At 67.3% G+C, this 23,277-nt stretch carries 24 protein-coding genes and 1 pseudogene; 11 read left to right on the top strand and 14 right to left on the bottom strand.

Going from position 1 to position 23,277, the window contains the following annotated elements; all coding sequences use genetic code 11:
• Positions 1–6 precede the first annotated feature (6 nt).
• From AC0Z9V_RS14310 to AC0Z9V_RS14280, 7 genes and pseudogenes are all read left to right on the top strand, one after another.
• Positions 7–963 (top strand): annotated as a pseudogene (locus AC0Z9V_RS14310) (alpha/beta hydrolase).
• A gap of 84 nt (positions 964–1,047) precedes the next feature.
• Positions 1,048–1,659 (top strand): hypothetical protein, encoded by a 612-nt coding sequence (locus AC0Z9V_RS14305; protein ID WP_485141919.1) that lies wholly within the window; start codon positions 1,048–1,050, stop codon positions 1,657–1,659.
• A gap of 46 nt (positions 1,660–1,705) precedes the next feature.
• On the top strand, positions 1,706–2,095 hold the full coding sequence (locus AC0Z9V_RS14300) for a hypothetical protein (protein WP_485141918.1): 390 nt from the start codon (positions 1,706–1,708) through the stop codon (positions 2,093–2,095).
• 120 nt (positions 2,096–2,215) lie between these two features.
• Positions 2,216–2,560, top strand: coding sequence for an ArsR/SmtB family transcription factor (locus AC0Z9V_RS14295; RefSeq protein WP_485141917.1), 345 nt, complete (start codon positions 2,216–2,218; stop codon positions 2,558–2,560).
• The gene (locus AC0Z9V_RS14290; protein WP_485141916.1) at positions 2,560–3,300 is read left to right on the top strand and encodes a cation efflux transmembrane domain-containing protein; all 741 of its coding nucleotides are present in this window, start codon (positions 2,560–2,562) and stop codon (positions 3,298–3,300) included. Before AC0Z9V_RS14295 ends, AC0Z9V_RS14290 begins: the two co-directional genes overlap by 1 nt.
• A 133-nt stretch (positions 3,301–3,433) precedes the next feature.
• On the top strand, positions 3,434–3,838 hold the full coding sequence (locus AC0Z9V_RS14285) for a DsbA family protein (RefSeq protein ID WP_485141915.1): 405 nt from the start codon (positions 3,434–3,436) through the stop codon (positions 3,836–3,838).
• Positions 3,835–4,470, top strand: coding sequence for a vitamin K epoxide reductase family protein (locus AC0Z9V_RS14280; RefSeq protein ID WP_485141914.1), 636 nt, complete (start codon positions 3,835–3,837; stop codon positions 4,468–4,470). Before AC0Z9V_RS14285 ends, AC0Z9V_RS14280 begins: the two co-directional genes overlap by 4 nt.
• 148 nt (positions 4,471–4,618) lie before the next feature.
• Here the strand turns inward: AC0Z9V_RS14280 and mmsB are convergent, their stop codons facing one another.
• From mmsB to AC0Z9V_RS14260, 4 genes are all read right to left on the bottom strand, one after another.
• Positions 4,619–5,827 (bottom strand): multiple monosaccharide ABC transporter permease, encoded by a 1,209-nt coding sequence (gene mmsB, locus AC0Z9V_RS14275; protein WP_133079916.1) that lies wholly within the window; start codon positions 5,825–5,827, stop codon positions 4,619–4,621.
• Positions 5,824–7,371 carry a multiple monosaccharide ABC transporter ATP-binding protein gene (mmsA, locus tag AC0Z9V_RS14270; RefSeq protein ID WP_133079915.1) on the bottom strand — a complete coding sequence of 516 codons (1,548 nt, stop codon included), beginning with the start codon at positions 7,369–7,371 and terminating at the stop codon, positions 5,824–5,826. The genes mmsB and mmsA overlap by 4 nt, the downstream gene beginning before the upstream one ends.
• A gap of 70 nt (positions 7,372–7,441) precedes the next feature.
• Positions 7,442–8,566 (bottom strand): multiple monosaccharide ABC transporter substrate-binding protein, encoded by a 1,125-nt coding sequence (chvE, locus tag AC0Z9V_RS14265; protein WP_133079914.1) that lies wholly within the window; start codon positions 8,564–8,566, stop codon positions 7,442–7,444.
• A gap of 233 nt (positions 8,567–8,799) precedes the next feature.
• A complete protein-coding gene (locus tag AC0Z9V_RS14260) occupies positions 8,800–9,345 on the bottom strand; it encodes a CGNR zinc finger domain-containing protein (RefSeq protein ID WP_133079913.1) in 546 nt (181 codons plus the stop codon).
• 87 nt (positions 9,346–9,432) lie between these two features.
• Between AC0Z9V_RS14260 and AC0Z9V_RS14255 the strand changes: the two genes are divergently transcribed.
• The 3 genes from AC0Z9V_RS14255 to AC0Z9V_RS14245 all read left to right on the top strand — a co-directional run bounded on the left by AC0Z9V_RS14255 (position 9,433) and on the right by AC0Z9V_RS14245 (position 12,343).
• A complete protein-coding gene (locus AC0Z9V_RS14255; RefSeq protein ID WP_485141913.1) occupies positions 9,433–10,404 on the top strand; it encodes an EamA family transporter in 972 nt (323 codons plus the stop codon).
• 122 nt (positions 10,405–10,526) lie between these two features.
• A complete protein-coding gene (locus tag AC0Z9V_RS14250) occupies positions 10,527–10,787 on the top strand; it encodes a hypothetical protein (protein ID WP_133079911.1) in 261 nt (86 codons plus the stop codon).
• A gap of 656 nt (positions 10,788–11,443) precedes the next feature.
• A complete protein-coding gene (locus tag AC0Z9V_RS14245; RefSeq protein WP_485141912.1) occupies positions 11,444–12,343 on the top strand; it encodes a universal stress protein in 900 nt (299 codons plus the stop codon).
• An 86-nt stretch (positions 12,344–12,429) separates the two neighbouring features.
• On the opposite strand, the gene AC0Z9V_RS14240 is transcribed toward AC0Z9V_RS14245, so the two are convergent.
• The 5 genes from AC0Z9V_RS14240 to aztB form a co-directional block, all read right to left on the bottom strand.
• Positions 12,430–12,684 (bottom strand): hypothetical protein, encoded by a 255-nt coding sequence (locus tag AC0Z9V_RS14240; protein ID WP_485141911.1) that lies wholly within the window; start codon positions 12,682–12,684, stop codon positions 12,430–12,432.
• A 265-nt stretch (positions 12,685–12,949) separates the two neighbouring features.
• Positions 12,950–14,206 carry a zinc metallochaperone AztD gene (aztD, locus tag AC0Z9V_RS14235; protein WP_485141910.1) on the bottom strand — a complete coding sequence of 419 codons (1,257 nt, stop codon included), beginning with the start codon at positions 14,204–14,206 and terminating at the stop codon, positions 12,950–12,952.
• Between the two features lie 26 nt (positions 14,207–14,232).
• Positions 14,233–15,150 (bottom strand): zinc ABC transporter substrate-binding protein AztC, encoded by a 918-nt coding sequence (aztC, locus tag AC0Z9V_RS14230; protein ID WP_485141909.1) that lies wholly within the window; start codon positions 15,148–15,150, stop codon positions 14,233–14,235.
• Positions 15,147–16,217, bottom strand: a complete 1,071-nt coding sequence (locus AC0Z9V_RS14225; RefSeq protein ID WP_485141908.1) for an ABC transporter — start codon at positions 16,215–16,217, stop codon at positions 15,147–15,149. Before AC0Z9V_RS14225 ends, aztC begins: the two co-directional genes overlap by 4 nt.
• 190 nt (positions 16,218–16,407) lie before the next feature.
• Positions 16,408–17,316, bottom strand: coding sequence for a zinc ABC transporter permease AztB (aztB, locus tag AC0Z9V_RS14220; protein WP_485141907.1), 909 nt, complete (start codon positions 17,314–17,316; stop codon positions 16,408–16,410).
• Between the two features lie 152 nt (positions 17,317–17,468).
• Between aztB and aztA the strand changes: the two genes are divergently transcribed.
• Entirely contained in the window at positions 17,469–18,140 is a 672-nt protein-coding gene (aztA, locus tag AC0Z9V_RS14215; RefSeq protein WP_485141906.1) for a zinc ABC transporter ATP-binding protein AztA, read from the top strand.
• Positions 18,141–18,334: 194 nt separating this feature from the next.
• Here aztA and AC0Z9V_RS14210 read toward each other — a convergent pair whose 3' ends face one another.
• The 5 genes from AC0Z9V_RS14210 to AC0Z9V_RS14190 all read right to left on the bottom strand — a co-directional run bounded on the left by AC0Z9V_RS14210 (position 18,335) and on the right by AC0Z9V_RS14190 (position 23,162).
• Positions 18,335–19,291, bottom strand: coding sequence for a manganese catalase family protein (locus tag AC0Z9V_RS14210; protein ID WP_133079904.1), 957 nt, complete (start codon positions 19,289–19,291; stop codon positions 18,335–18,337).
• 183 nt (positions 19,292–19,474) lie between these two features.
• A complete protein-coding gene (locus tag AC0Z9V_RS14205; RefSeq protein WP_485141905.1) occupies positions 19,475–20,266 on the bottom strand; it encodes a ZIP family metal transporter in 792 nt (263 codons plus the stop codon).
• Between the two features lie 325 nt (positions 20,267–20,591).
• Positions 20,592–22,127: an arsenic transporter gene (locus AC0Z9V_RS14200; protein ID WP_485141904.1), complete on the bottom strand. Its 1,536-nt coding sequence runs from the start codon at positions 22,125–22,127 to the stop codon at positions 20,592–20,594.
• 155 nt (positions 22,128–22,282) lie between these two features.
• Positions 22,283–22,669, bottom strand: a complete 387-nt coding sequence (locus AC0Z9V_RS14195; RefSeq protein ID WP_485142057.1) for an arsenate-mycothiol transferase ArsC — start codon at positions 22,667–22,669, stop codon at positions 22,283–22,285.
• Positions 22,670–22,772: 103 nt separating this feature from the next.
• Positions 22,773–23,162 carry an ArsR/SmtB family transcription factor gene (locus AC0Z9V_RS14190; protein WP_459269440.1) on the bottom strand — a complete coding sequence of 130 codons (390 nt, stop codon included), beginning with the start codon at positions 23,160–23,162 and terminating at the stop codon, positions 22,773–22,775.
• Between the last annotated feature and the right edge of the window lie 115 nt (positions 23,163–23,277).

Genomic DNA, 23,277 nt, shown 5'->3' with positions numbered 1-23,277 from the left:
GTGACGATGGCCGAGCGAGAGGAGCGCCTTCCCGTGACCGTATTCCATCCGGACCTCGCCGTCGGACGGTGGATCCCCCCACTGTCCTTCGGACCGCGCCTGGCGCGTCTCGCCAACGTGCCGCGCAGGAGTGCCACCGACATACCCGAGGACCTCCTGGTCGACGACATCGCCGTGCCCGGTGCCGATGGCGCGCCTGACGTGGGCGTGCGCCTGATCCGTCCGAGGACTCTGGTGGGAAGGGCACCCGCTCTGCTGTGGCTGCACGGCGGAGGCATGATCCTCGGGAGCAGTTCCCAGGACGATGCGACCAACTTCGCCTTCGCACGCACCCTCGGGATCACCGTCGCGTCCGTCGACTACCGGCTGTCGCCGCAGCACACCGCGCCGGCCGCCCTCGAGGACGCGTACGCGGCCCTGACCTGGCTCGCGGCCCACGCGGAGGAGCGGGGTATCGATGCCGATCGGATCGCGATCGGAGGACAGAGTGCCGGTGGAGGACTCGCAGCAGGTCTCGCGCTCCTCACCCATGACCGAGGCGGGGTGCGGCCCGCCTTCCAGTTGCTGGTGTACCCGATGATCGATGACCGGACCGTGGTGCGCACCGACGCGGATACCCGCCACGTGCGGGTATGGACCCCGGGGAGCAACCGCTTCGGCTGAACGTCGTACCTCGGCCGAGCCCCGGGCGGCCCCGGCGTGTCACCCTATGCGGCACCGGCCCGCCGGGAGGACCTCACCGGGCTGCCGCCGGCGTGGATCGGCGTGGGGTCACTCGACCTCTTCTTCGACGAGGACACGACGTACGCGGCGAGGTTGGAGGAGGCGGGCGTGCCCTGCGAACTGGTCGTCGTGGACGGCGCGTTCCATGGTTTCGACACGCTGTTCGCGCGGAAGGGAGTCTCCCGGAGGTTCTGGCGGGCCCAGGCCGATGCCCTGCGGAACGCGCTGTTCACCGGGTAGGGACGGGGCGGCGGGTGCGTTCCGAGGACTAAACTGGACTCGCCGGAGATCGCCGGTCCCGCACCCCGTCCAGAGAGGTCTTCGATGGCTGCTGCACCGCCCGACCCCGGCGCCGGGTCCGACGCGTCCGAACTGTCGGTCTGGAAGCCGTTCCTGGCCCGTGCCGGGGTGGGCGCCGTCTTCGGTCTCGTGACCGTCTTCTGGCGCGAACCCTCCACCCTGGTGATGTCCGTCGCCGGCGGGCTCTACCTCCTGCTCACGGGCGCGGCCTACCTCTGGACGCACCGCCTGCCATACAGGGCTTCCCGCACGCGGCTGCTGCCCGACATCGGTGGCGGACTGCTCCTCGGTGCGGGTATAGCGAGCCTCGTGTTCCTCGATGACCGCAGCTTCGCCTTCGCCGGCGCGGTTGCCCTCGTCGTCGCCGGCGGGGTCGAAGTGCTGCGCGGACTCACGGCCCGCGGTTCCGTGATGGCACGGGACCTCGTGATCGTCGGGACGGTGGCGGTCGTCACGGGCGCCCTGCTCCCGCTCGTCGAGCACCTCGGAGCCCATGCACTGCTCGGTGTGGCCGGTGGCGGGGCGCTGCTCACCGCCGTCGTGCTCGGGATCGCCGCCCTAAGCTACCGGCACGATTCAGCGCTGAGCGCACCGGCCACTTCCGGCGCCCGGGGCGAGCCGGACACCGTAAACTAGAGTCTCTACAGCTCGTAGAAATATTGCATCACCGGAAGGAGTGCCCGTGGCCAAGCGCCAGCCTGGGAAGCCCTCGCAGGGTCGATTCCGCCACGGCATCAAGGCACCGCTCGTGTTCTCGGCCGTCCTGGCCCTCGTGGCCGGGGTGGCGACGTCGATCTTCGCCACGGGAGGCGGCAGCAACGTGCTGCGCGTCGACCTCGGCCTCACGGCGGCAGGGATCGCGTTCATCGTCTCCCTCGTCATCTGCGCCATGCTCATGATGGCGGAGACCCCGAACTCCGAACACCTCAGCAAGGGCTCCGGTGTCAACCGCTCGTCGGCGAAGCCGGACCGGAAGGCGGCGCCCGCCCCGCCCGCCGCGGATCCCGCCGCGGATCCCGGGCCCGACGACGAACCCCGCTACGGCCAGCGCCTGCCACGGCAGGACACCTGACCGACCAGCCTCCGTCGGGTCCCCGCCCGGATGCCGGCCGGCCGCCTCCCGCTGGGGCGGGACCCTGCCGGGGTTCCCACCCCGCACCAATCAGTACATGAGGTTATGTACCATTGGCGGATGGCTACGCTCACCCATCACTCGGTGCTCGCCAGGTTCGGCTATGCCCTCTCGGATCCGGTCCGCGCCCGCGTGCTGCTGGCCCTCCGGGATGCCCCGTCCTATCCGGGTGACCTGGCCGAGCTGGCGGGCGTGAGCAAGCAGCGGTTGTCGAATCACCTGACGTGCCTGCGCGGATGCGGGCTGGTCGTCGCCGTCCCCGAGGGGCGGCGGGTCCGGTACGAGCTGGCGGACCCGGAACTGGGGGACGCACTGACCGCCCTCCTGAGCGTCGTCGCGGTCAGCAGCCTCGAGTGCTGCTGCACCGCTGACGAGAATCACGTCGACGGAAGGGCCTGCTGCTGATGAGCACTCACACGTCGATCGGGTCGGGCCGATCACTGCGACCTGCGTCGACCGCGGAGCGTCGCGTGATCCTGTCCCGGCGCATCCGCCTCTTCGTCGCCGCGACGATCACCTACAACGTCTTCGAAGCGGTCATCGCGATCAGCGCCGGTACGATCGCGTCGTCGAGCGCCCTGATCGGCTTCGGGCTGGACTCGATCGTCGAGGTCCTCTCCGCGGCCGCGGTGGCCTGGCAGTTCGCGGGCCGCGACCCGGAGGCCCGCGAGAAGACCGCGCTGCGCCTGATCGCGTTCTCCTTCTTCGGCCTCGCCGCGTTCGTCAGTTTCGACGCCGTCCGCAGTCTGCTCGGTGGGGCTGCGGCAGATCACTCCCTCGTCGGGATCGTCCTCGCTGCAGCCAGTCTCGCCGTGATGCCGTTCCTGTCGTGGGCCCAGCGCAGCGCCGGACGCGAACTGGGCTCCCGCTCGGCCGTCGCGGACTCCAGGCAGACCCTGCTCTGCACCTACCTGTCCGGTGTCCTGCTGGTCGGGCTGCTCCTCAACAGCACCCTCGGCTGGTCCTGGGCCGACCCGGTCGCCGCCCTGGTCATCGCCGCCGTCGCCGTCAAGGAGGGCCGCGAAGCCTGGAAGGGCGATTCCTGCCGCGCCCCGAGCCTCGGAAACCTCGGAGACGGCGGGAGCGTTGATACCGGGAGTGACACCTCCGACAACGGCCAGGACGCCTGCTGCCCGCACGAGTAGGGAGACGAACAGGCCCTCAAGCCACCGGTCCCGGCATCGTGTCGGGACCGGGCACGAGAACGCATCCAGCCGACGAGGAGACACCACCGTGCCGACCCCCTTCCCCAGGACGAAGCCCAGGACGCCGACGGGCTTGAGCCTGCAGGACCGCATCACGATCGGGCTCATCGCCGCGGCCGCGGCGGCCGCTGTCGAAACCGCAGTGCAGCAGGGCGGGTTCAGGGACAGGCACGCGCGCATGGATGAGACGCAGGCGCAGTGGGGCCACACCGATGAGGATCGGTCGCCGGTCTTCCGCGGCTACGCCGAGGAGCTCGGTCTCGACCTGGCCGCCTCCGACGCCGCCTCCGACACCGCCGTCGAGGGTCCCGCGACGACGGAGCGCATCCAGAAGGACAAGGCCGACGGCATGGCGCCCGACGTCCAGGGAACCCCGGCGTTCTTCCTCGACGGCGAGAAGATCCAGCCCTCGAGCGAGGAAGAGTTCCGCCGGCTCATCGAAACCGCCATCAGCCAGGAGGAGTCGTCAGCGCAATGAACAACCTCTCCCGCGAGCGGTTCCCGAGCACGGCGGCGGGAGCCGACACCGACACGCCACCCTTCGCCCGCCCCCGAGCCTTCGGCCTGCTCCTCCTGGCCACCGGCATCACCGGCTGGATCGCGGCCGCCATCCTGATCCTCGAGAAGCTTCAGCTCCTGCAGGACCCGGACCACGTCACGAGCTGCGACATCAATCCCTGGGTGTCCTGCGGACAGGTCATGGAGACCTGGCAGTCAGAGCCCTTCGGCTTCCCCAACCCCTTCATCGGTCTCGTGGGATTCACCGTCATCATCACCACCGGCATGGGCCTGCTGGCCGGTGCCCGGTTCGATCGCTGGTACTGGGTGGGCGTGCAGGCAGGTGTCACGCTCGGTGTGGTGTTCGCGGCCTGGTTGTGGAGCCAGGCCCTGTTCGAGATCTACGTCCTCTGCCTCTACTGCATGATCGTCTGGGCGGCGATGATCCCCCTGTTCATCCTCACCACCGTCCGGAACATGGTCCACGGCGTCATCCCCGCACCCGTCGCCGTCACCCGATGGCTGGCGGCATGGGTGGGACCCGTCATCGCCGTCACCTACATCGCCGTCGCGGCCTCCGTGTTCTTCCGCTTCCTCCACGTCTTCATCTGAACCGCCGCCGCAGGCGGACGGCGGGGAAAGTGCGCTCAGTGGGGCGGCCCGGTCAGGGTCCTGTGGACCCGTCCCGCCGGCGCGTGGAGCGATGGCGGGACGGGTGGCGGCCCCGAAGGATCGGCCACCCGTCCACGAGTACGCTGCATCAGCGGCCGGTGCGACGCTTGCTGTAGACGTCGAAGGCGACGGCGAGCAGGAGGACGAGTCCCTTGATGACCTGCTGCCAGGCCGCGTCGACGGAGAGGATGGACAGCCCCTGGTTCAGGACGCCCATGACCAGGCCGCCGATCACCGCGCCCACCACGGTCCCGACGCCGCCCTGCACAGCCGCACCGCCGATGAAGACGGCGGCGATGGCGTCCAGTTCGAAACTGCCTCCCGCCGATGCCACGGCGCTGCCGGCACGCGCGGTGCTGACGACGCCGGCGAGGCCTGCCAGGAAGCCCATGTTCACAAAGATGAAGAAGTTGACCCACTTCGTCTTCACACCGGACATCATGGCCGCGTAGAGATTCCCGCCCATTGCATAGACGTGCCGGCCGAACACGGTCCGTGAGAGCAGGAACGAGTACAGCAGGACGAGGGTCGCGAGGATGATCAGGATGATCGGTGTACCGCGGTTGTACGCGAGCAGGTAGCACAGGTACATGATGGCGACGACGGCGATGGCGATCTTCAGGACGAAGGACAGGGTGCGCTCGCGGGGGAGGTTGAGGCGCCGGAGGTCGGCGCGCCCCTTGAGCTGCTGCGCCACGAGGGCCAGGGAGGCCAGCGCACCGATGCCGAGCGTGATCAGGTCCGGTGTGCCGGTGGCAGGGAGCGTGCCCGAGCCGATCGAGTTGAAGGCCCGCGGCAACCCGCTGATCGTTCCGCCGGTCAGCAGCACGAGGGCCACGCCGCGGAAGACCAGCATGCCCGCGAGGGTCACGATGAAGGCCGGTATGCCCACGAAGGCGACCCAGAAGCCCTGCCAGGCCCCGATCAGGGCGCCCACGAGGAGCGACAGCGCGACGGCGGCACCCCACGGGAGTCCCCAGCTGTTCATGGAGAGCGCAGCCACGGCGCCGACCGTCGCGACGATCGAGCCGACGGACAGGTCGATGTGCCCCGCGATGATGACGATCACCATCCCGATCGCGAGGATGAGCACGTAAGCGTTCTGCTGGATCAGGTTGCTCACGTTGCCCGGGTACAGGAGGCGCCCGCCGGTGAGGACCTGGAACAGCAGGATGATGACGGCGAGGGCGGCGAGGATGCCGTACTGCCGCATGTCGACCCGGCGTCGCCTCTTCTTGGCGGGATCGGGGCGAGGCGGGACGGGAGCCGTGGCCTGCTCGGGCGTGGTGGTGGTCATGAGGCCTGTGCTCCTTGGTTCCTGGCGGCGGTCATGTGGCGCATGAGTTCCTCCTGGCTGGCGTGGGCGCGATCCAGCTCGCCGGTGAGTTTGCCTTCCGCGATGGTGTAGATGCGGTCCGAGAGCCCGATCAGCTCGGGCAGCTCGCTGGAGATGACGATCACCGCTTTGCCCTGGGCCGCCATCTCGTTGATGATCCCGTAGATCTCGTACTTGGCGCCCACGTCGATGCCCCGCGTCGGTTCATCGAGGATCAGCACGTCGGGGCCCGAGTAGATCCACTTGCTGAGGACCACTTTCTGCTGGTTCCCGCCCGAGAGGTTACCGACCACCGAGGTGACGCTCGGCGTCTTGATGTTCATCTGCCGGCGGTACTCGTCGGCGACGGCGTACTCCCGGTGGCGGTCGATGATCCCCAGCCGGGCGAGCTTCCCGAGGGCCGCGGCCGAGACGTTGACGGTGATGCTGCCGATCAGGTTCAGGCCGTAGCGCTTGCGGTCCTCGGTGACGTACGCGATCCCGTTGCGGATCGCCTCCCCGACGGTCCGCGTCTGGATCTCCACGCCGTCCTTGTAGACGCGGCCGGAGATGCCGGTTCCGTAGGAGCGACCGAAGATGCTCATGGCCAGTTCCGTGCGGCCCGCCCCCATGAGTCCTGCGAATCCGACGATCTCGCCGGCGCGCACGGAGAAGGACGCCCTGTCCACCACGGTCCGCTCCACATCGATGGGGTGGTGGACGGTCCAGTCCTCCACCCGGAACTTCTCCTCCCCGATGGAGGGCTCGCGCGGGGGGAACTGGTGGTCCAGCGGGCGCCCGACCATGGCTCGGATGATGCGGGTCTCGATGTCGTCGCTGTCCGTGACGGCGAAGGATTCGATGGTCTGCCCGTCGCGGATGACGGTGACGGTGTCGGCGATCGCGCGGATCTCCTTGAGCTTGTGGGAGATGATGATCGACGTGATGCCCTGCGTCCGCAGCTGCTCGATCAGGCTCAGCAGATGGGCCGAGTCGTCGTCGTTGAGGGCGGCCGTGGGCTCGTCGAGGATGAGGATCTTCACCTCTTTCGACAGGGCCTTGGCGATCTCGACGAGCTGCTGCTTGCCCACCCCCAGTTCGAGGACCTTGGTGGCGGGGTTCTCCTGCAGGCCCACCCGGGCGAGGAGTTCCGTGGCCTGCAGATTCGTCCTGTTCCAGTCGATCACCCCGCCCCGCTGCACCTCGTTGCCCAGGAAGATGTTCTCGGCGATGGACAGGTACGGACTGAGGGCGAGTTCCTGGTGGATGATGACCACGCCGTCGCGCTCGCTGTCGTTGATCGAGCCGTAGGCGACCGGCTTCCCGTCGAGCGTGATCGTGCCGTCGAAGCTGCCGTGCGGGTAGACACCGCTGAGCACCTTCATCAGGGTGGATTTCCCGGCGCCGTTCTCGCCGCAGATGGCATGCACCTCGCCGCGCTCCACGCTCACCGAGACGCCGTCGAGGGCCCGGATGCCGTTGAACTCCTTGACGATGCCGTCCATCTCGAGGATGACGTTGCTCATGCTGTTCTCGCTTCGCTCTAGGGCAGGGCGGGGCGCGGCTCGTCGCCGCGCCCCGCCCTGCACTCGGTGGTCAGAGACCGATGTCTGCTGCCTTCACGAAGCCGGACTCCACGAGCGTCGGCTCGACGTCGTCCTTCGCCACGACCACGGGATCGAGGAGGTAGGCGGGGACGACCTTGGTGCCGTTGTCGTAGGTCTCGGTGTCGTTGACCTCGACCTCCTCGCCGGCGACGATCGCCTGGATCATCGACTCCACCTGGCCGCCGAGTTCGCGGGTGTCCTTCCAGACGGTCATCGACTGCTGGTCGGCCAGGATCGCCTTGACGTTGGCTACGTCGGCGTCCTGTCCCGTGATGAGCGGCCAGTCCGTGCCCGGCTTGTAGCCGGCGGCATCCAGGGACGCCTCGATGCCGAGCGCGAGGCTGTCGTTGGGTGAGAGCACGACGTCGACCTTGTCACCGCCGGTGTAGAACGACTGCAGGCGGTTGTCCATCTCGGCCTGGGCGTCGTCGGAGCCCCAGCCGAGGATGCCGATGGCCTTCCAGCCGTCGTTGTCCGCCGGCGACTTCCCGGAGGGGACGACCAGCTGGCCGGACTCGACGTAGGGCAGGAGGACGTCCCACGCCCCGGCGAAGAAGAACGCGGCGTTGTTGTCGTCGGGGCTGCCCGCGAAGGGCTCGAGGTTGAACGGGCCCTTGCCGTCGGCCAGTCCGAGCTGCTCCTCGATGAACTGGCCCTGGAGCTGGCCCACCTTGTAGTTGTCGAAGGTGGCGTAGTAGTCCACGGCCTCGGTGCCGTTGATCAGGCGGTCGTAGGCGATGACCTTGACGTCCTGGGACGCTGCGTCCTCGAGGGCGGGCCCGAGGGTCTGGCCGTCGATGGCCGCGACGACGAGGATCTTCGCCCCGCCGGCCACCTGGTTCTGGATCTGGCTGATCTGCTGGTCCGTCTTGTTGTCCGCGTACTGCAGGTCGACGGTGCAGTCGGCGGCTTCGAGCTTCTCCTTGAGTCCCTCGCCGTCGTTGATCCAGCGCTCGAGGCTGCGGGTGGGCATGGAGATGCCGACGTTGCAGCTGGTGGTCGCGTCATCGCCCTCGGCTTCGGGGGCGGTCGATCCGGCCGGCGCACAGGCCGACATTCCCGCTGCGACACCGACTGCCAGCAGGAAGGCCGAGACATTCTTGATCGTGGTCATGGGTTGAGCCTTTGAAAAGGATCCGTCCGGGTGGCGGCACGCCCGGGGCAGGGGCCGGAGGTAACGGTCGGCATGCCTTGGTGTGCCTTATGGCTGGATCGAGCTGATACAACGCTGTAGCGCCCGGTCGATGTCACCATCGACGATATGTAGGCGAAGACAACATATCCGTGGAAGGCAGGCTGCGACAAGGGTGTGGGCGAACGTTATCGAAGTGAGACGTTCGGGGGTGATCAGGCGCTCCGGGCCTTCCGGGCGCGGTAGGCCTTGACGTGCGTGCGGTTCGCGCAGTTGCCCATGTCGCAGAAGCGCTTCGAGCGGTTGCGGCTGAGGTCCAGCACCACTCCGTCGCAGTCCTCGGCCGCGCAGGAGCGGAGGCGGTCGAGTTCGTGACCGCGGATCACGTCGGCCAGTGCCATGGCCGCCTCGGTCGCCATCCGCTCCTCGAGCGGCGCCTCGGGTGCTGTGGCATGGAGGTGCCAGTCCCACTCGTCGTGCCGGACGAGCTGGGGGAGTGCATTGGCGCGCCGCAGGATCGCATTGACGAGCGCGACGGCGTCGTCCTCGTCCGCGAACCAGAGGACCTCCAGCTCGGCGCGCAGTGCGCGCACGGCGTCGAGTTCCGCCTCGGTGTGTGTCCGCGAGCCGGAGAAGCGCTGCTCCTCGAGGAAGCGGTCCAGGCCTTCCAGGGTGTCCAGCGGGTCGACGTCGTCCTTCGCACTGTTGATGAGTGCGGCCGCGGACGCGAGCGCCACCTCCGTGTCATAGGTGAAAGACATGTTGACTCCTGACATCACGAACCCCTAGTGTCACGACCATAACCACTTGTCACTCATGACACCACTTCTCGACCCGAAGGAGCGGACGTGCCCCTGCGCCCCACCGCCGGCCTCTGGCTGGCAATCGTCTCCGCCGCGACGTTCGGCGTCTCCGGACCGTTCGCCAAGTCCCTCCTCGAGATCGGCTGGAGTCCCGGCGCCGCCGTGGGGCTCCGGATCGGGGGTGCCGCCGTCGTGCTCCTCGTCCCGGTGCTGATCGCCATGCGAGGCCGCTGGGCGACACTCCGCGGCAATGCCCTGACGATCGTCATCTACGGGACCACGGCGATCGCCCTGTGCCAGCTGTTCTACTTCAATGCCGTGCAGCGCATGTCCGTCGGGGTGTCGCTGCTCCTCGAGTACCTGGCGCCCGTGCTGATCGTCGGCTTCCTGTGGCTGCGCTCGCGGAAGGCGCCGCAGGTCCTCACGATCATTGGTTCCGTCACGGCCGTCCTCGGACTGCTGCTCGTCCTGGACCTCACGGGTGACACCCGGCTGGATCCCGTGGGCGTGCTCTTCGGTCTCGCCGCGGCCGTGTGCCTCGTGGTGTTCTTCCTCATGTCCGCGAAGGTGGACGAGTCCCTCCCCCCGCTCGTGATGGCCGGCGGCGGGATGGTGGTCGCGGCGGGAACCATAGCGGTCCTCGGCCTGACGAACATCATGCCGTTCCGGTTCGTGTTCGCCGACGTCTCCCTGGCCGGGGCGACCTACAGCTGGATCGTGCCGGTCGCCGTGCTCGTCCTCGTGGCGACGGTGGCCGCCTACGTGACCGGGATCCTCGCCGCGCAGCGCCTCGGGTCCAAGGTGGCCAGCTTCGTGGCGCTGACCGAGGTGATGTTCGCGGTGCTCGCGGCCTGGCTGATCCTCGGTGAGCTGTCCGGACCCCTGCAGCTGCTCGGCGGGCTCCTGATCGTGGCCGGCGTGGTGTGCGTGCGGCTGGACGAGCTGCGGAGCGCGGACGCCGCAGGGACTGCCCTGCTCGACCAGCCCAACCCGGTGGAGCCGTTGCCGCGGGGGTGACGGCGCGGACGAAGCAGCGTCGTCATGCTGGGTCGGGTTTCCGGCGGTGAGGTGAATGTCGATAGAGTGCCTACACATGGCTCAGCAGGGGGCTCGACCAACGCCTTCCCACGGAGTCGATGATGAGCCCTCACACCTCACCTGCGAGACCGGACCTGGTGCGCCGACCGGCCCAGGAAGCCATCGCACAACCGCGGCCCAACTACTTGCGCATGTCGATGCGGGAACTGCGCGTCCACGCCAACCGCCTGTACCAGGCCCTGGACATGGAGAACCCGCCGGAGAAGGCTCGCTACGAGTACCGGCTGGTCAGCGCCATCCTCCTGATGCGCGCGGACCTCGCCCGACACCGTCTTGCGGTGCAGGCGCATACTGAGGCATGACCACTCGCCCGAAGACCGACGATCCGCTCGTGCTGCCGGTTGTCCTGCCGGCGCCGACCCCGGCGAGTGTCCGCCGTCGTCCATCCCACCGGGCGACTGAATCCAACACCTCCCTACGAGGACTCGCCAAACGACGATCGGACTCGATGACGCGACTGGGTGCTCGAGCAACCCGGGGCAGCCGACAGTCCGTCGTCATGCCTGGTGCTGCGCCTGTCGTCGCTCCTGGCATTGCACCTCCTGCGCTCACCGTCCCGAGCTCGCCCTGATCGCGACGGGCTCAGAACACGGCGACACCGATTCCAGGAGGGCCCTGGCCGAGCTCCCGCACCTGAGGGATCTCAGCCAGGACCACAGAGCCCGATCATCGCGGTCGCCCCAGAGGACGAAGGAGACGAGAAGCTGATGCGCATCTTCACTCGCCACGCAGCCCGGCAGCCCACGGTCACGGACGTTCGTGCCTTCCGCACGGCGGGACGGGGGCCGGCCTCGACCCCAGCCGACGAGGACAGTTCCGGGTCGGCGACCGCCCGGAAGCAGGAAACCCGTCCATCCTCGGGGACTCCACGCGCCGTCGAGCGCATCCGACGCACGATCGCACCAGGATCAGGACGACTGCTCACCCATGCGCGCGGGTCCGTCCTTCGGACGTCTCCATGCTGACAGTTGCCGAACCACACTCCGATCCCACGGCCGCGCACGAACCTCGTCCGCTACTGGTTGCAGTACGCGAGGCTACCTCAGTGAATCCTGCCCTCGAATGGGCTGCGCGTCGTGCGCGTGACACCGATCGTGCGTTGATGCTCGTTCACGCTGTTCCGAGTGCGGATCTGATGCCGCCCGGCACCCGATACGGGCCTGTCGTCGAACGGGGCAGAGCTCTGCTGCGGGCCGAGTCGCTGCGCCTGGAGGCGCGATCACCGGGACTCAGGACGAGTACGTACCTGCATTGCGGAGATGTCGTCCATGCTTTGCTCGGCCTGTCCGCCGGAGCTTCTCTGCTCGTCGTCGGAGCGGACAGGATGAACACCCGCACAGGCGTCTTCCAGGGATCCGTGGCGATCGAGGTCGCGCTCGGGTCCGCGGCTCCCGTGCTCATCGTCCCGCTCGGTCATCGAGGTGGTGGTCAGAACGGGACGGGGGCAGGACACGTCGTCACGGGTGTCGACGGGTCCGCGGAGTCCTACGAAGCGTTGAGACGGGCAGCTTTCGAAGCCAACCGGATGCGGACACCTCTGAGAGTTGTGGAGGCCGTCCGGCCGTCCTCACCGGTCACGGAGGCGCGGACAGTGAGTACGTCGGCGATTCTGAGCGCACTTCGGACCGCGTACCCGGCCCTGATGGTGAGTTGGATCGTCGATACGGTGCATGCTCCTGCCCGTGCGCTGGCTCGACACAGCCGGGATGCCTCATTGCTCGTCATCGGGCGGCACGGGAAGGGTGCGAGAGCAGGGATGGGACTCGGATCTGTCACCCACGCGGTCCTGCTGCGGCCTCCCTGCCTCACCCTCGTCATCCCGGCGCCGGATCAGATCCATCGGCGTCCAAGCGTCTGACCTCATCCGTGGGGGGCTGCTATGTCGACCTAAGCGGCGACGCGGAGGGAGGTGGCCGTGAGCCGCGCGGGTACCCCGGTACCTCGTCAGTCGAGGAGAGGAAGTCGCGCGAACTCGGCTCTGGGGCGTTGGGGGAGCTCATCGATCAGCTCGTTCACAGCCATGGCAACGGTGTTCCGTTCGCTCTGCGACAGTTCGTACACGCCGTGCAGATAGGCGTCCATCTCGAAGAGCTCCAGCTGCCCGCCGATCGCGTAGTAGTGGACCCATAGATCTGCAGACGTCAGACCGGCATGATGGACTGCCAGATGAGTGCTCCGTTGTTGCGTGTACGCGGTCATACCATCGCCTGCTCAGGCTTCAACCGGGAACGATCATGTCCATGTTCCTGAAAACACTCCTGGGGACCCGGACCGGACCCAGACGAACACCTTTATAAGCCAGCTTACCCTCTGTGCTCCCCACAAGGCCTGGCAGAAGCTCGCTGACCGGCTGGAAGGGCCCACCAGGTGTCCACTCCTGACCGTGACGGCTGCCGCACATGAAACAGCAGGGGCCGGCACTCCCCGACGGTGCCGGCCCCTGCTGCGGTCATGCTTGTCGAAGTCAGCCTTCGACGGCCGCGATCTCGTTCGGAGCGACGGGGAGCTCGTCCGAGGACGTGATCTCACCGGTGGCGATGTCGACGGCGTGGAGCTTCTTGGCTGCGGGATCGGTGATGTACGCGGTGCCGCCGACGACCTTGATGGCGGGGTGCGGATCCTGCCATTCGACCGGGCCTTCCCACGCGTCGATGACCGGCAGGGAGTCGGTGATCTCACCGGTCTCGGGGTCCATCGAGTGCAGGGCTCCGTCGGAGGCGAGGATCAGGACCTCGTCGTTCGGTCCGCGGGCCACGTCACGGAAGGTGTACTCGACGCCCTCGGGCAGGTCGATCACCTTCATGGTCTTGGTCTCGGTGTCGATCAGCGTGAGCTGGTGCAGGAGGTAGCCCTCGAGGTCGGGGTCGTCCTTGTAGTCGCCGGCGATGATGGGGCTGGTCTCGCTGACGTACGCGTTGCCCATACGGCCGAATTCGTCCGGCGCGTCGATCTTGGTGATCTCGCCGTTGTCGTAGACGAGTGCGCCGTCGCTGCAGCCGAACACGACGGCCTCGTTCATGGCCGTGCCCTCCCCGTGGACGGAGGGGCACTCGTCGCTCGTGGCGACCTCGTTGCCGTCGGCGTCCAGAACCTGGATGCCCGAGCGGCTCTCGGAGTTGCCGACGGTGGTCAGGAAGGTGCCGTCGTCAAGAACGATGGAGACACCGTGGTGGGCTTCTTCGCCTTCGATGACCTCGGTCGCCGGGAGGCTTTCGGGGTCCTCGAGGAGATCGTCGGTGGTGTAGATGGTGGTGTCGCTGGTGCCGTCGGCGTAGAGGATGGTCTTGTCGCCGTGCTGGACCACGTGGCCGGCGGTGTCGGCCTCGAACATGAGGCCCGTGAGCTTCGGTTCCGCCTGCTGTGAGCCGGAGGAGTCGGTCCACGTGCCGAGGTCCAGGACCTGGAAACCCTCGGGCACGGTGACGAGGGCGTGGCGTCCGTCGCCTGCGGGGTTCAGGCGCGTGAAGCCGTCGATGGGCAGGTCGCCCTCGAGCTCCAGCGTGGTGCCGTCGAGGACCACGATTCCGCCGTCGTAGGTCAGGGCGACGCGGGGCGTCTGCTCGCCGGCTGCAGCGGCTGAGGTGGTGGTCTCCGGCATGGCGGACGTGTCTGCCGCCGGTTCCGAGGGAGACCCGCAGCCGGTCATCAGGAGGGCGGAGGTAGCGACCGTGGCTGCGAGGGCCAGGCGCTTCGGGCGGTACGGGAGCGGGTTCGTCGTCATCATCGTTCTTTCTGTGTTCTGGACTTTCAAGGAGAGAGTCCGGCGGCGATGCGTTCGGTGTTGGTGCGCATCATGGTCAGGTACGTGTCTGCGCCCTCGCCCCGGTCGGTGAGGGATTCGGTGAAGAGCTCGACGACGTCGACGTCGATGTTCGCGCCGTCGGCGAGTACCTGGACGAGGCGGTCGGGTTGGGAGGACTCGGCGAAGATCGTGGTCACCTGTGCTTCCTCGATCGCTCCGACGAGGTCGCGGAGATCGGAGGCACTGGGGGAGGCGAGGGTGGTGCCTCCCGGGATGACGGCCCCGATGAGCCGGAAGCCGTACCGTTCGGCGAGGTAGCCGAAAACGTGGTGATTGGTGACGAGGTTCCGCCGCTCCACCGGGATGGCCGCGAAGGCTTCGGTCATGGTCCGGTCGAGATCGGTGAGCTCGGTCTTGTAGGCCGAGGTGGAGGACTCGACGGCTTCCGGGTCGATGTCGTCGATCCTCAGGGTCTGCTCCTGAAGTTCGTCGACGACCTCGATCATGAGTGTCGGGTCGGTCCAGAAGTGGGGGTCCATGGACCCCTCGGATTCCCCCTCCGCATAGGCGAGGGGTTCGATGACGTCACCGGCGACGAGGAGGGGTACGTCGTCGGACTGGGCGCTGTCGATGTGCTGCTGGAGCCCCTCTTCGAGGCCGAGCCCGTTGGTGACGATGAGATCGGCCTGCCGCATCATCGCCCCGTCCTGCGCGGAGATCTCGAAGGAGTGCGGGTCGGCATTGGGTTGCATGAGGACGCGGACATCGGCCTCGTCGCCGACGACGTTCTGCACGACGTCGCCGAGGATGTTCGTGGTGACCACGATGACGGGCTTGGTGCTCCCGGCGGTGGCGCACCCGGAAGCCCCGACCATCGTTGTCACGGCCAGGACCAGTGCCACGTACCTACGTGTTCGAGTCATCGCCCGACCTCCACCAGGTGCGCGGGGACGGTGTCGGTGTCGAACGTGCGGGCGATCCGGGCGTTGTCGGCGAAGTCGATCTCGAACAGGGTGTGTTCGGCCGGGGCATTGAGGTATGCGCGCTGCTGGTCGACGGTCAACTCGACCCCGGTCATCAGGTCGGGGTCCTGCAGGGTCTGGGGTAGCAGGGGTCCGGTGGCGGCAATCACCTCGTCGGTCTCGGCGGTGAGGACGAGGATGCGGCCGTCTGCGGCGAGGGCGACGACATGGCCTTCCCGGTCGTCGACCGCGGAGACCTGCAGGAGCGGGACTTCGGTCGGGACGAACTGCCATGAGCGTTCCCGGGTGTCCAGCAGCCAGGCGCCCTGGTCCCCGGCGACGGCGGCGACCGTGGGGCGGCCTTCGCGGGCCCGGAACTCCGTGGCCTTGGGCGCGTCCATGTCGGCCGGGTAGGGGATGCGCTCGTAGCTGACCTGATCGCCGTCAAGGGTTGCCAGGAGGGCGCCGTCGTCGCAGCCGATGACAGTGCCGACAGCTGTGGCGATGGTGCCCTGGGCGTCCACGCACTTGGCGGACGTGCCGTCGATCGGTCGACCGTCCTTGCCGTATGCCTGCACGGACGCGGCGGTGCCCGTGCTGCCGGGTTCGGTGAGGAGGGTGAGGTCCGAGAGCGGGACGAGCATCCCGGCATGTGGTTCTCCGGAGAGTTCGATGCGGACATCGAGCTCGCCCCTGGCCAGGGCATCGTTGTCGAACACAGTGCCCTTGCCGCTGTCGGGGAAGTAGACGCCCGTCCCCGATGAGCCGGAGGTGACGACGGCTTCGCCGTCGCCTTCGACGGTGCCGATGGTTCTGGGTTCGCCGCTGTAGTAGTGGAAATGGTCCTCGTGATCCCACGTCCACATGCCGCTGTCGACGATCGTCAGGGCTCCCGTGGTCGCTGAGGACGCGAAGAGGTACCGCCCGTCCGTCGAGGTGCTGCTGACCTCGGGGACGTCGCCGACGGTGGTGGTCGTTCCATCGGCGAGGTTGAGCAGGACGATCCGTCCACCGGTGTCCAGGGTCATCAGGTGAAGCTGCGGTTCAGCGACTTCCGTGGAGCCCTCAAGTGTTCCGTGACCGTCGCCGATCTGGGGCGAGGCCGAACTGGAGGCGGCCGGAGGGCCACTGGCGATATCCACGGAGGGGCCGGACGGGGTGGTGGTGGAGCAGGAAGCAAGAGTCAGGGCGAGCAGAGGGAGGCAGAGCACAAGAGTTTCAGGCGTTCGCACGAAGGGCTTTCTGTGATGGACGTTCCGGTTCCGAACCGGCTGGACGCTCGACGTTCTGTGGAGAACTGTCAGAAGAGGTGGTGCGCCGGGTCATGCCGCGGACGATGCTCGACACGGCGGCACAGGCGATGGCGGCAAGGGCGATCGAAGCGCCGGCGGCCGTCCCGTGATGCCACGAAGCCAGGAGCCCGAGGAAGACCGAGAACGCCCCGATCAGGGCCGCAAGCCCCATGGTCGTCGGGATGCGCGTGGTCCACGCGGCAGCGGCGACAGCAGGGGCGAGGAGCAGTCCGATGACCAGCAAGGCGCCCACCGCCTGGTAGGAGGCGACGACGGCCAGGGTTACGAGTCCGACGAGGAGTACCTGGGCCGGCCGGGGACGCAGTCCCATGACGTGGGCGACGCGGCGGTCGAAGGCGAGGGCGACGAAGGAGCGGTGGAAACCTGCGGCGATCAGCACCGTGAGAATCAGTGCGCCGGCAAGGAGCTGAACCTCGCTGGGCCCGATGGCAAGGACGTCGCCGAACAGGATGGCTGTGGCATCGGTCGCGAAGCTGCGGGAGTGGGAGATGATGATGACCCCCGCGGCGAGCATGCCGACGAAGAAGAGACCGATGCTCGTGTCATGGGACAGCCGGCCCCGCCGGGCGAGGAAGCTCACGCCAAGACTCATCACCACGGCACTGCAGGCCGCGCCGAGGATGACCGGGACACCCGCCAATGTCGCGAGGGCCACGCCGGGCAGCATTCCGTGCGCCATCGCCTCCCCGAGGAACGCCATGCCCCTGATGACCACCCACGTGCCGACCACGGCGCAGATGGCGGCGCACAGCGAACCGCCGATGAGAGCACGCAGCATGAAGTCCGTGGAGAAAGGTTCGAGGAACAGGGTCACCCTGCCACCCTAGACTTAAATGAGTTTCGTTCTCAATATGCTAGTTTCGTGGGATGCCTTCCGCTCGACGCGCCTCCTCCCCGCCTCAGCAGCACTTCAGCAGATCCAGCCCGCCCCCGTCGGACTCGGGGGCGGGTTCATCGGGGCCGATCGTGCTGACGGATGTGTGGTTCGATCACGACGGAGTCGACGCTCTGCGCGGCATCACGCTGTCGATCCAGCCCGACGCCGTCACGGCGATCGCTGGACCCAATGGCTCAGGAAAATCCACGCTGCTGGCGGTGCTTGCCGGGGTGCTGGCACCCCGCCGCGGAACGGTGTCGACACCCCGGAATGCGCGCAGGGCGCTTGTCGTCCAGCGCAGCGAAGTCTCCGACCGCATGCCGCTCACGGTTCGCGACGTCGTAACCATGGGTCGCTGGTCCACGGCGGGAATGCTGCGACGCCTGCACGCCGAGGATCACCGCATCATCGATGAGTGCATCGACCTCGTCGGCCTGGCCGGCTATCAGAGCCGGCCCCTGAATGCGCTGTCGGGAGGGCAGCGACAACGCGCCTTCCTGGCTCAAGGACTCGCACAGCGTGCGGACATCGTCCTGCTCGACGAGCCCACCACCGGTCTGGACGCCACCACACGGGCCCTCGTGGCAGAGGTTCTGGTCGCGGAGCGGGGTCGCGGGGCAACCGTCGTCTGCGTCTCCCACGACGAGACCACCCTTGCCGCGGCCGACCACATCATCACCCTCGATGCAGGTCGCATCTCGCCCGACTCCGGAACGTCTGGTGGCCCGGCCATCCTGCGGTCCCATGCGCGGGTCGAGTGAGCCGGGCTATGCCGGCGGGTCTGCTCCGAGGACGGAGGTCTGGGTCCCTGTCTGCGGATACGGCGTGTTGCGTAGTCGGACGTGGAGCCATCAGCTCAAGGGCGCTCAGAGGCCGTCGGGAGGACTTCGAATCACGGTGCACATGAGAGGGGGTGCCAGCTGTCGCCGGCACCCCCTCTGATGAGTGTTGGCAGTTACTTGGTGGTCATTGGGCCGAATGTCGCGTCGATGTCGGCCATCTCCATATCGGCCGTGGCCTGGATCAGGTCGAGCAGTTGGGGATCCAGTCCGGGGGCGAACTCCTCCAGCCGCTCGGGGGCGATCTCCGACGGCACGCCCTCGGGGGCCTGCTCGCTGGCGTCGAGGGTCGTTCCGTCGTTCGACGGGGACAACCCCTGGTAGATCTTGCCGGCCTCCGACTGACCCTTGAGATCGAAGGTGTACTGCTTGCTCTGCAACCCCAGGTCGAGGAGCTTCTTGACCTCGGGGAACTGCTCGGCGTTGGTCTTCGGGATCGGTAGCAGCGACTTCCAGTTCACCCCGAGGGTCTCGAGGGCCTTCGCGTAACCGTTCTCGTGGGCCTGGTCGCGGACGATCAGGTAGGAGATCGTGGAGCGGGCGGTCTTGTTGTCGGTCATCTCGTACATGCGGCACTTCTGCAGCCGGCCGGTCGCCTCGAGCATCAGGTTGTACAGCAGGTCAAGGGGAAGGTTGCCCGAGTTGTACACGTAGCTGCCGCTCCAGGGATTGCCCGCCGAGTCGACGGGCAGTGCACCCTGTGCGCCCACGAGGTAGTGGTGGATGTTGCCCTGGGACAGGGCCAGGTTCAACGGGATCGCGCCACCGGCCCCCGGGGTGTCCAGCGGATCCTCGAGCTTGCCCTGATAGCGGGGGGAGCCGTCGAGGAGCCGGGAGATCGTGGTGCCGATCAGCTCGACGTGGCTGATCTCCTCGGTGCCGATGCCCTGGATCAGGTCGCGGTAGGGCTTGGCGGCTGCGCCACGGAAGTTCATGCTCTGGAACAGGTACTGCATCATGGTGCGCATCTCGCCGAACTGCCCGCCGAGACCTTCCTGCAGGGCGTTGGCGGCGGCGGGATCCGGCTCGTCGGGGATGATCTCGTTGATGAGCTGCTGAACGTGGAAGAACATGGAACCTCCTGATGACAGGCGGAAAAGGAAGCCGCCTTACCTTCACCTTCCACCGCCGGACCCGAGACCACAAGTGGGCAGCGACCTGCTGCGAGGGAGTTCGAACGAATGCCTGGAGTGTGCACCAGCGCGCAGCGGTATCAGGGGCGAAGCAACTAGTCGTAGGAATGCCGACCTGGACGTTTACATGAGGGACAGGGTGAAGGAGAGGACGAAACCGGCGGCGGTGCTCATGGCTACTGCGGGTCCCCCGTGTTCATAGGCTTCGGGCATGAGGGTGTCGGCCAGGGACGCGATGACAGCGCCGGCGGCGAAAGCCAGGGGCAGTGAGATGGCTTCCGGGTCTGCCCCTGAGAGGGGACCGGCGCCGATGAGGACGGCGGCAACCAGGAGGACGGCACAGGCTCCCCATAGGCCGAGTATCTTCGACGTCGATGAGCCCTGGGAGCGCATGGATGATGCTCCGACGAGGGCTTCGGGGAGGTTGGAGACGAAGATCGCAGCCAGCAGGGCAAGGCCTCCGGTGCCTCCGCCCAGTGCCACGCCGAGGGCGACGTTCTCCGGGACCCCGTCGAGCGTGACGGCGGCGAGCAGGGCCAGGCCTGCCGCGCCGCGTACTGAGGCCCGGGACGCGGGATGGTCCGAAGCGGCAGCGTCGGTGTCCAGTTTCGCGCTGCCTTCGTGCTCGGCGGCCGGTGCGGGATCCTCGCCGGCTTGGGCCCATCGATCGAGCAGGGCGCTGAGGACGGTGAAGACGAGAGCGCCTGCAAGCAGGCCCAGTGCTGCCCGCCAGATACCACCCTGTTCGAAGGCGTCCTCGAACAGTTCGAAGGCCAGGGCTGTGATCAGAGATCCTGCGGCGAAGGACAGCAGGATTGCCAGCACCCTCTTGGGCAGGTTGAACCGCACACCGACCAGCGCCCCGATGATCAGCGCGCTGGAGGCCACCACACCGAACACGAGCGACATCATCATGCGGCCAGTATGCGACCACGACAGGGGCCAGGCCAACGACGACGGCGAGAGGCCCTTCTCTCAGGATCTACTTCGACACGCACTGCAGTGCGCCTTTCCACCTCCCGTCGCTAGTAGGGCGCTTCTCAAGAGTTCTCGGCGGCGTCACTCACGCCGACAACAAGCCGTTCCTGACTCGGTTGCAGAGGAATCACGCTGATCTTCCGGCGCATCCGGATGCCGGCGTATGAACGTGAGTCCGCCGATCTCTTTCGAGCATCGCGTCGTCAGACGCCTTCGGTGGTGCACAGGTTCAGGAGCGCGGCGACCGGAGGCGTGAAGGTGTTCAGGTGCCGATGATGGTGAGCCAGCCGGCGAGGGCGAGGAGGGTGATGATGAGGACGGGGATGGTCAGGAGGATCCCGGTGCGGAAGTACTGGCCCCAGCCGATGTGGATGCCCTTGCGGTCCAGGACGTGGAGCCAGAGCAGGGTGGCGAGGCTGCCGATGGGGGTGATCTTGGGGCCGAGGTCGGACCCGATGACGTTGGCGTAGATCATCGCCTCCTGCGTCAGCCCGGTTGATCCCGCGGCCCCGATGGCGAGGGAGGCGATGAGGACGGTGGGCATGTTGTTCATCAGGGACGCGAGGACCGCGACGAGGACGCCGACGCCGAGCGCGGTGATGAGCACGCCGTTGTTGCTGATGGCCGAGAACACGCCGGCGAGTTCGTCGGTGAGGCCCTGGTTCCGCAATCCGTAGACGACGAGGTACATGCCGATGGAGAACAGGACGATCTGCCAGGGTGCTTCCTGCAGGATCCGCGGAACGGAGATCCGACCGTTCGGGAGCGTAGCCGCACCGCCACCAGCTGAGGAGGGGGACGCATCGTCGTTCACGTCCGAGCTGAACGTGCCAGAGGCCGGGTGGGCACTGTTCGCTGTGGCACCGGTGGGGCGGTGGGCCGCTCCGACAGTTTCGTAGTCGAGGTCGGCTGCCTGCCCTGCCGCATCGATCTCGGACACAGGTTCCTGCATCGCCGGGACGGGCATGCGTGGGAAGAGGAAGGCAGGTTTGCGGGATGCCACCAGCATGAGGACCACTGCGCCGACACCTGCCACGGCGGACAGTGGGATGTGCAGTGGTTCGGCGGCGAAGTAGCCGATGAGCAGGACTCCGAGAATGACCCACCCGGTCTTGAAGGTCAGGGGGTCCGCGATTGCCGACTCGGGTGTCTCGAGGGCGCTCATGTCGTAGGTGCGGGGGATCACCGTGCGGAAGAACAGCAGGAGAACGCCGAGGCTCGCGGCGACGGACACGATACCGACCGGGACCATGACCGCGGCGTAGCGGGCGAAGCTGATGTCGAAGAAGTCGGCGGTGACGATGTTCACGAGGTTGGAGACGACCAGGGGCAGGCTCCCGGCGTCGGCGATGAAACCGCAGGCGATGACGAATCCGAGGGACGCCTTCGCGGGGAATTTCAGGGCCAGGAGCATCTGGATGACGATCGGCGTGAGGATCAGCGCCGCTCCGTCGTTCGCGAACACGGCCGCGATCGCGGCACCGAGCAGGACGATGAGGGTGAAGAGCAGACGCCCGTTGCCTCTGCCCCAGCGGGCGACGTGCAGGGCCGCCCATGTGAAGAACCCGGATTCGTCGAGGATGAGGGAGATGATCACGATCGCGACGAACGCGAAGGTCGCGTTCCAGACGATGTCCCACACGACCGGGATGTCCGACAGGCTCACCACCGTGGTCAGAAGCGCGAGGACCGCGCCGCCGAGGGCGGACCAGCCGATGCCGAGGCCTTTGGGTTGCCAGATGACCAGGGTCAGGGTGGCGAGGAAGATCAGGACGGCGACCACGGTCATGGCAGTCATAGCAGCAGGGCTCCTAGCAGGAGGGCAGGAAAAGACGCACCGACGAACTCACCTGTGGGTGTGAGGTGAGGTTGTAACGGGCTCGGAAGCGAACACCGGGCGCCGGCAAGAGAACATGACCGTTGTCGCCCGGGTGAGAAGCCCTGGTGCTGGGGTCAGCGAGTGGTGAGGGTTGCGTGGAGGGCGGTGACGCGGTCGAGGATGTCGTCGCGGACCAGGCGCATCCGCTCGATCCCGTCGATGCCGCGTTCGCTGGGTTCGTCGGTCTCCCACCGCTCGTACAGAGTGCCTTCGACCTCGTCGACCTGCGCCTCGGCGCCGAGGATGACCACGAGGTCCGCCTGCTGCTGGTCTTCGACGGTGATCTGGCGGGGCACTTTCTGACTGATGTCGACCCCGACCTCCGCCAGGACCTCGGCAGACAGGGCATTGACGGAGGATCCGGGCTTCGACCCGGCAGAGGCGGTGGTCACGGAGTCTCCTGCGACCTTGTCCATCAAACCGGCGGCCATCTGGGACTTCCCCCCGTTCTTCACACACACGAACAGGACAGAGGGCTTATCAGCCTTGAAACTCACAGGAATACTCACTTCTGGTCGGTAAGGAGGAAAGCAGGGGCCAAGCAAGATTCGGGAGGCTGGGGTGTTACTCGGGTTCGGTGAGGACGCCGGCGAGGGCGTCCAGAGCGCCGGGCACGATCGAGAAATACGCCCACACGCCGCGCTTCTCGCGGTGCAGGATCCCGGCGTCAACGAGGATCTTCAGATGATGCGACACCGTCGGCTGCCCAAGGTCCAGCGGCTCGGTGAGATCACACACGCACGCCTCGTTCTCCGCGCTGGAGTAAATCAGGGAGACCAGACGCAACCGATTCGGATCGGCGATCGCCTTGAACTGCCTGGACAATGCTTCAGCCCGCTCCACGCTCATCGCGGGCGCCCCGGACGGTACGCAGCACGGGCCCGCATCAACCATCTCGATGGTCGCGAAGTCCTTGGTCGAAGCAATGGTTCGGGGCTCGGAAATCGCCGTCATGCCAGCCAGCATACTCGTACATCGACAACCGTCGATATGGCGCAGGCCAGGATCATGGGCATTTCGGGCGGGGGCCGGTAATCGATAGTGCGGGCGATGGCGCATCACGTGGCAT

Source organism: Arthrobacter sp. UYP4 (assembly GCF_057291175.1).
The sequence above is the reverse complement of the archived record's forward strand: the minus strand, read 5'-3'. Positions and strand labels throughout refer to the sequence as shown.

Excerpts from the sequence above, each read along its gene's own strand:
- AC0Z9V_RS14290 (WP_485141916.1), top strand. The coding sequence starts at position 2,560 with ATGAGCACTCACACGTCGATCGGGTCGGGCCGATCACTGCGACCTGCG.
- AC0Z9V_RS14245 (WP_485141912.1), top strand. The coding sequence starts at position 11,444 with ATGCTGACAGTTGCCGAACCACACTCCGATCCCACGGCCGCGCACGAA.
- AC0Z9V_RS14260 (WP_133079913.1), bottom strand. The coding sequence starts at position 9,345 with ATGTCTTTCACCTATGACACGGAGGTGGCGCTCGCGTCCGCGGCCGCA.
- AC0Z9V_RS14280 (WP_485141914.1), top strand. The coding sequence starts at position 3,835 with ATGAACAACCTCTCCCGCGAGCGGTTCCCGAGCACGGCGGCGGGAGCC.
- AC0Z9V_RS14190 (WP_459269440.1), bottom strand. The coding sequence starts at position 23,162 with ATGACGGCGATTTCCGAGCCCCGAACCATTGCTTCGACCAAGGACTTC.
- mmsA (WP_133079915.1), bottom strand. The coding sequence starts at position 7,371 with ATGAGCAACGTCATCCTCGAGATGGACGGCATCGTCAAGGAGTTCAAC.
- AC0Z9V_RS14305 (WP_485141919.1), top strand. The coding sequence starts at position 1,048 with ATGGCTGCTGCACCGCCCGACCCCGGCGCCGGGTCCGACGCGTCCGAA.
- chvE (WP_133079914.1), bottom strand. The coding sequence starts at position 8,566 with ATGACCACGATCAAGAATGTCTCGGCCTTCCTGCTGGCAGTCGGTGTC.
- aztC (WP_485141909.1), bottom strand. The coding sequence starts at position 15,150 with ATGACTCGAACACGTAGGTACGTGGCACTGGTCCTGGCCGTGACAACG.
- mmsB (WP_133079916.1), bottom strand. The coding sequence starts at position 5,827 with ATGACCACCACCACGCCCGAGCAGGCCACGGCTCCCGTCCCGCCTCGC.
- AC0Z9V_RS14205 (WP_485141905.1), bottom strand. The coding sequence starts at position 20,266 with ATGATGATGTCGCTCGTGTTCGGTGTGGTGGCCTCCAGCGCGCTGATC.
- AC0Z9V_RS14250 (WP_133079911.1), top strand. The coding sequence starts at position 10,527 with ATGAGCCCTCACACCTCACCTGCGAGACCGGACCTGGTGCGCCGACCG.
- AC0Z9V_RS14225 (WP_485141908.1), bottom strand. The coding sequence starts at position 16,217 with ATGACCCTGGACACCGGTGGACGGATCGTCCTGCTCAACCTCGCCGAT.
- AC0Z9V_RS14200 (WP_485141904.1), bottom strand. The coding sequence starts at position 22,127 with ATGACTGCCATGACCGTGGTCGCCGTCCTGATCTTCCTCGCCACCCTG.
- aztD (WP_485141910.1), bottom strand. The coding sequence starts at position 14,206 with ATGACGACGAACCCGCTCCCGTACCGCCCGAAGCGCCTGGCCCTCGCA.
- AC0Z9V_RS14210 (WP_133079904.1), bottom strand. The coding sequence starts at position 19,291 with ATGTTCTTCCACGTTCAGCAGCTCATCAACGAGATCATCCCCGACGAG.
- AC0Z9V_RS14240 (WP_485141911.1), bottom strand. The coding sequence starts at position 12,684 with ATGACCGCGTACACGCAACAACGGAGCACTCATCTGGCAGTCCATCAT.
- AC0Z9V_RS14295 (WP_485141917.1), top strand. The coding sequence starts at position 2,216 with ATGGCTACGCTCACCCATCACTCGGTGCTCGCCAGGTTCGGCTATGCC.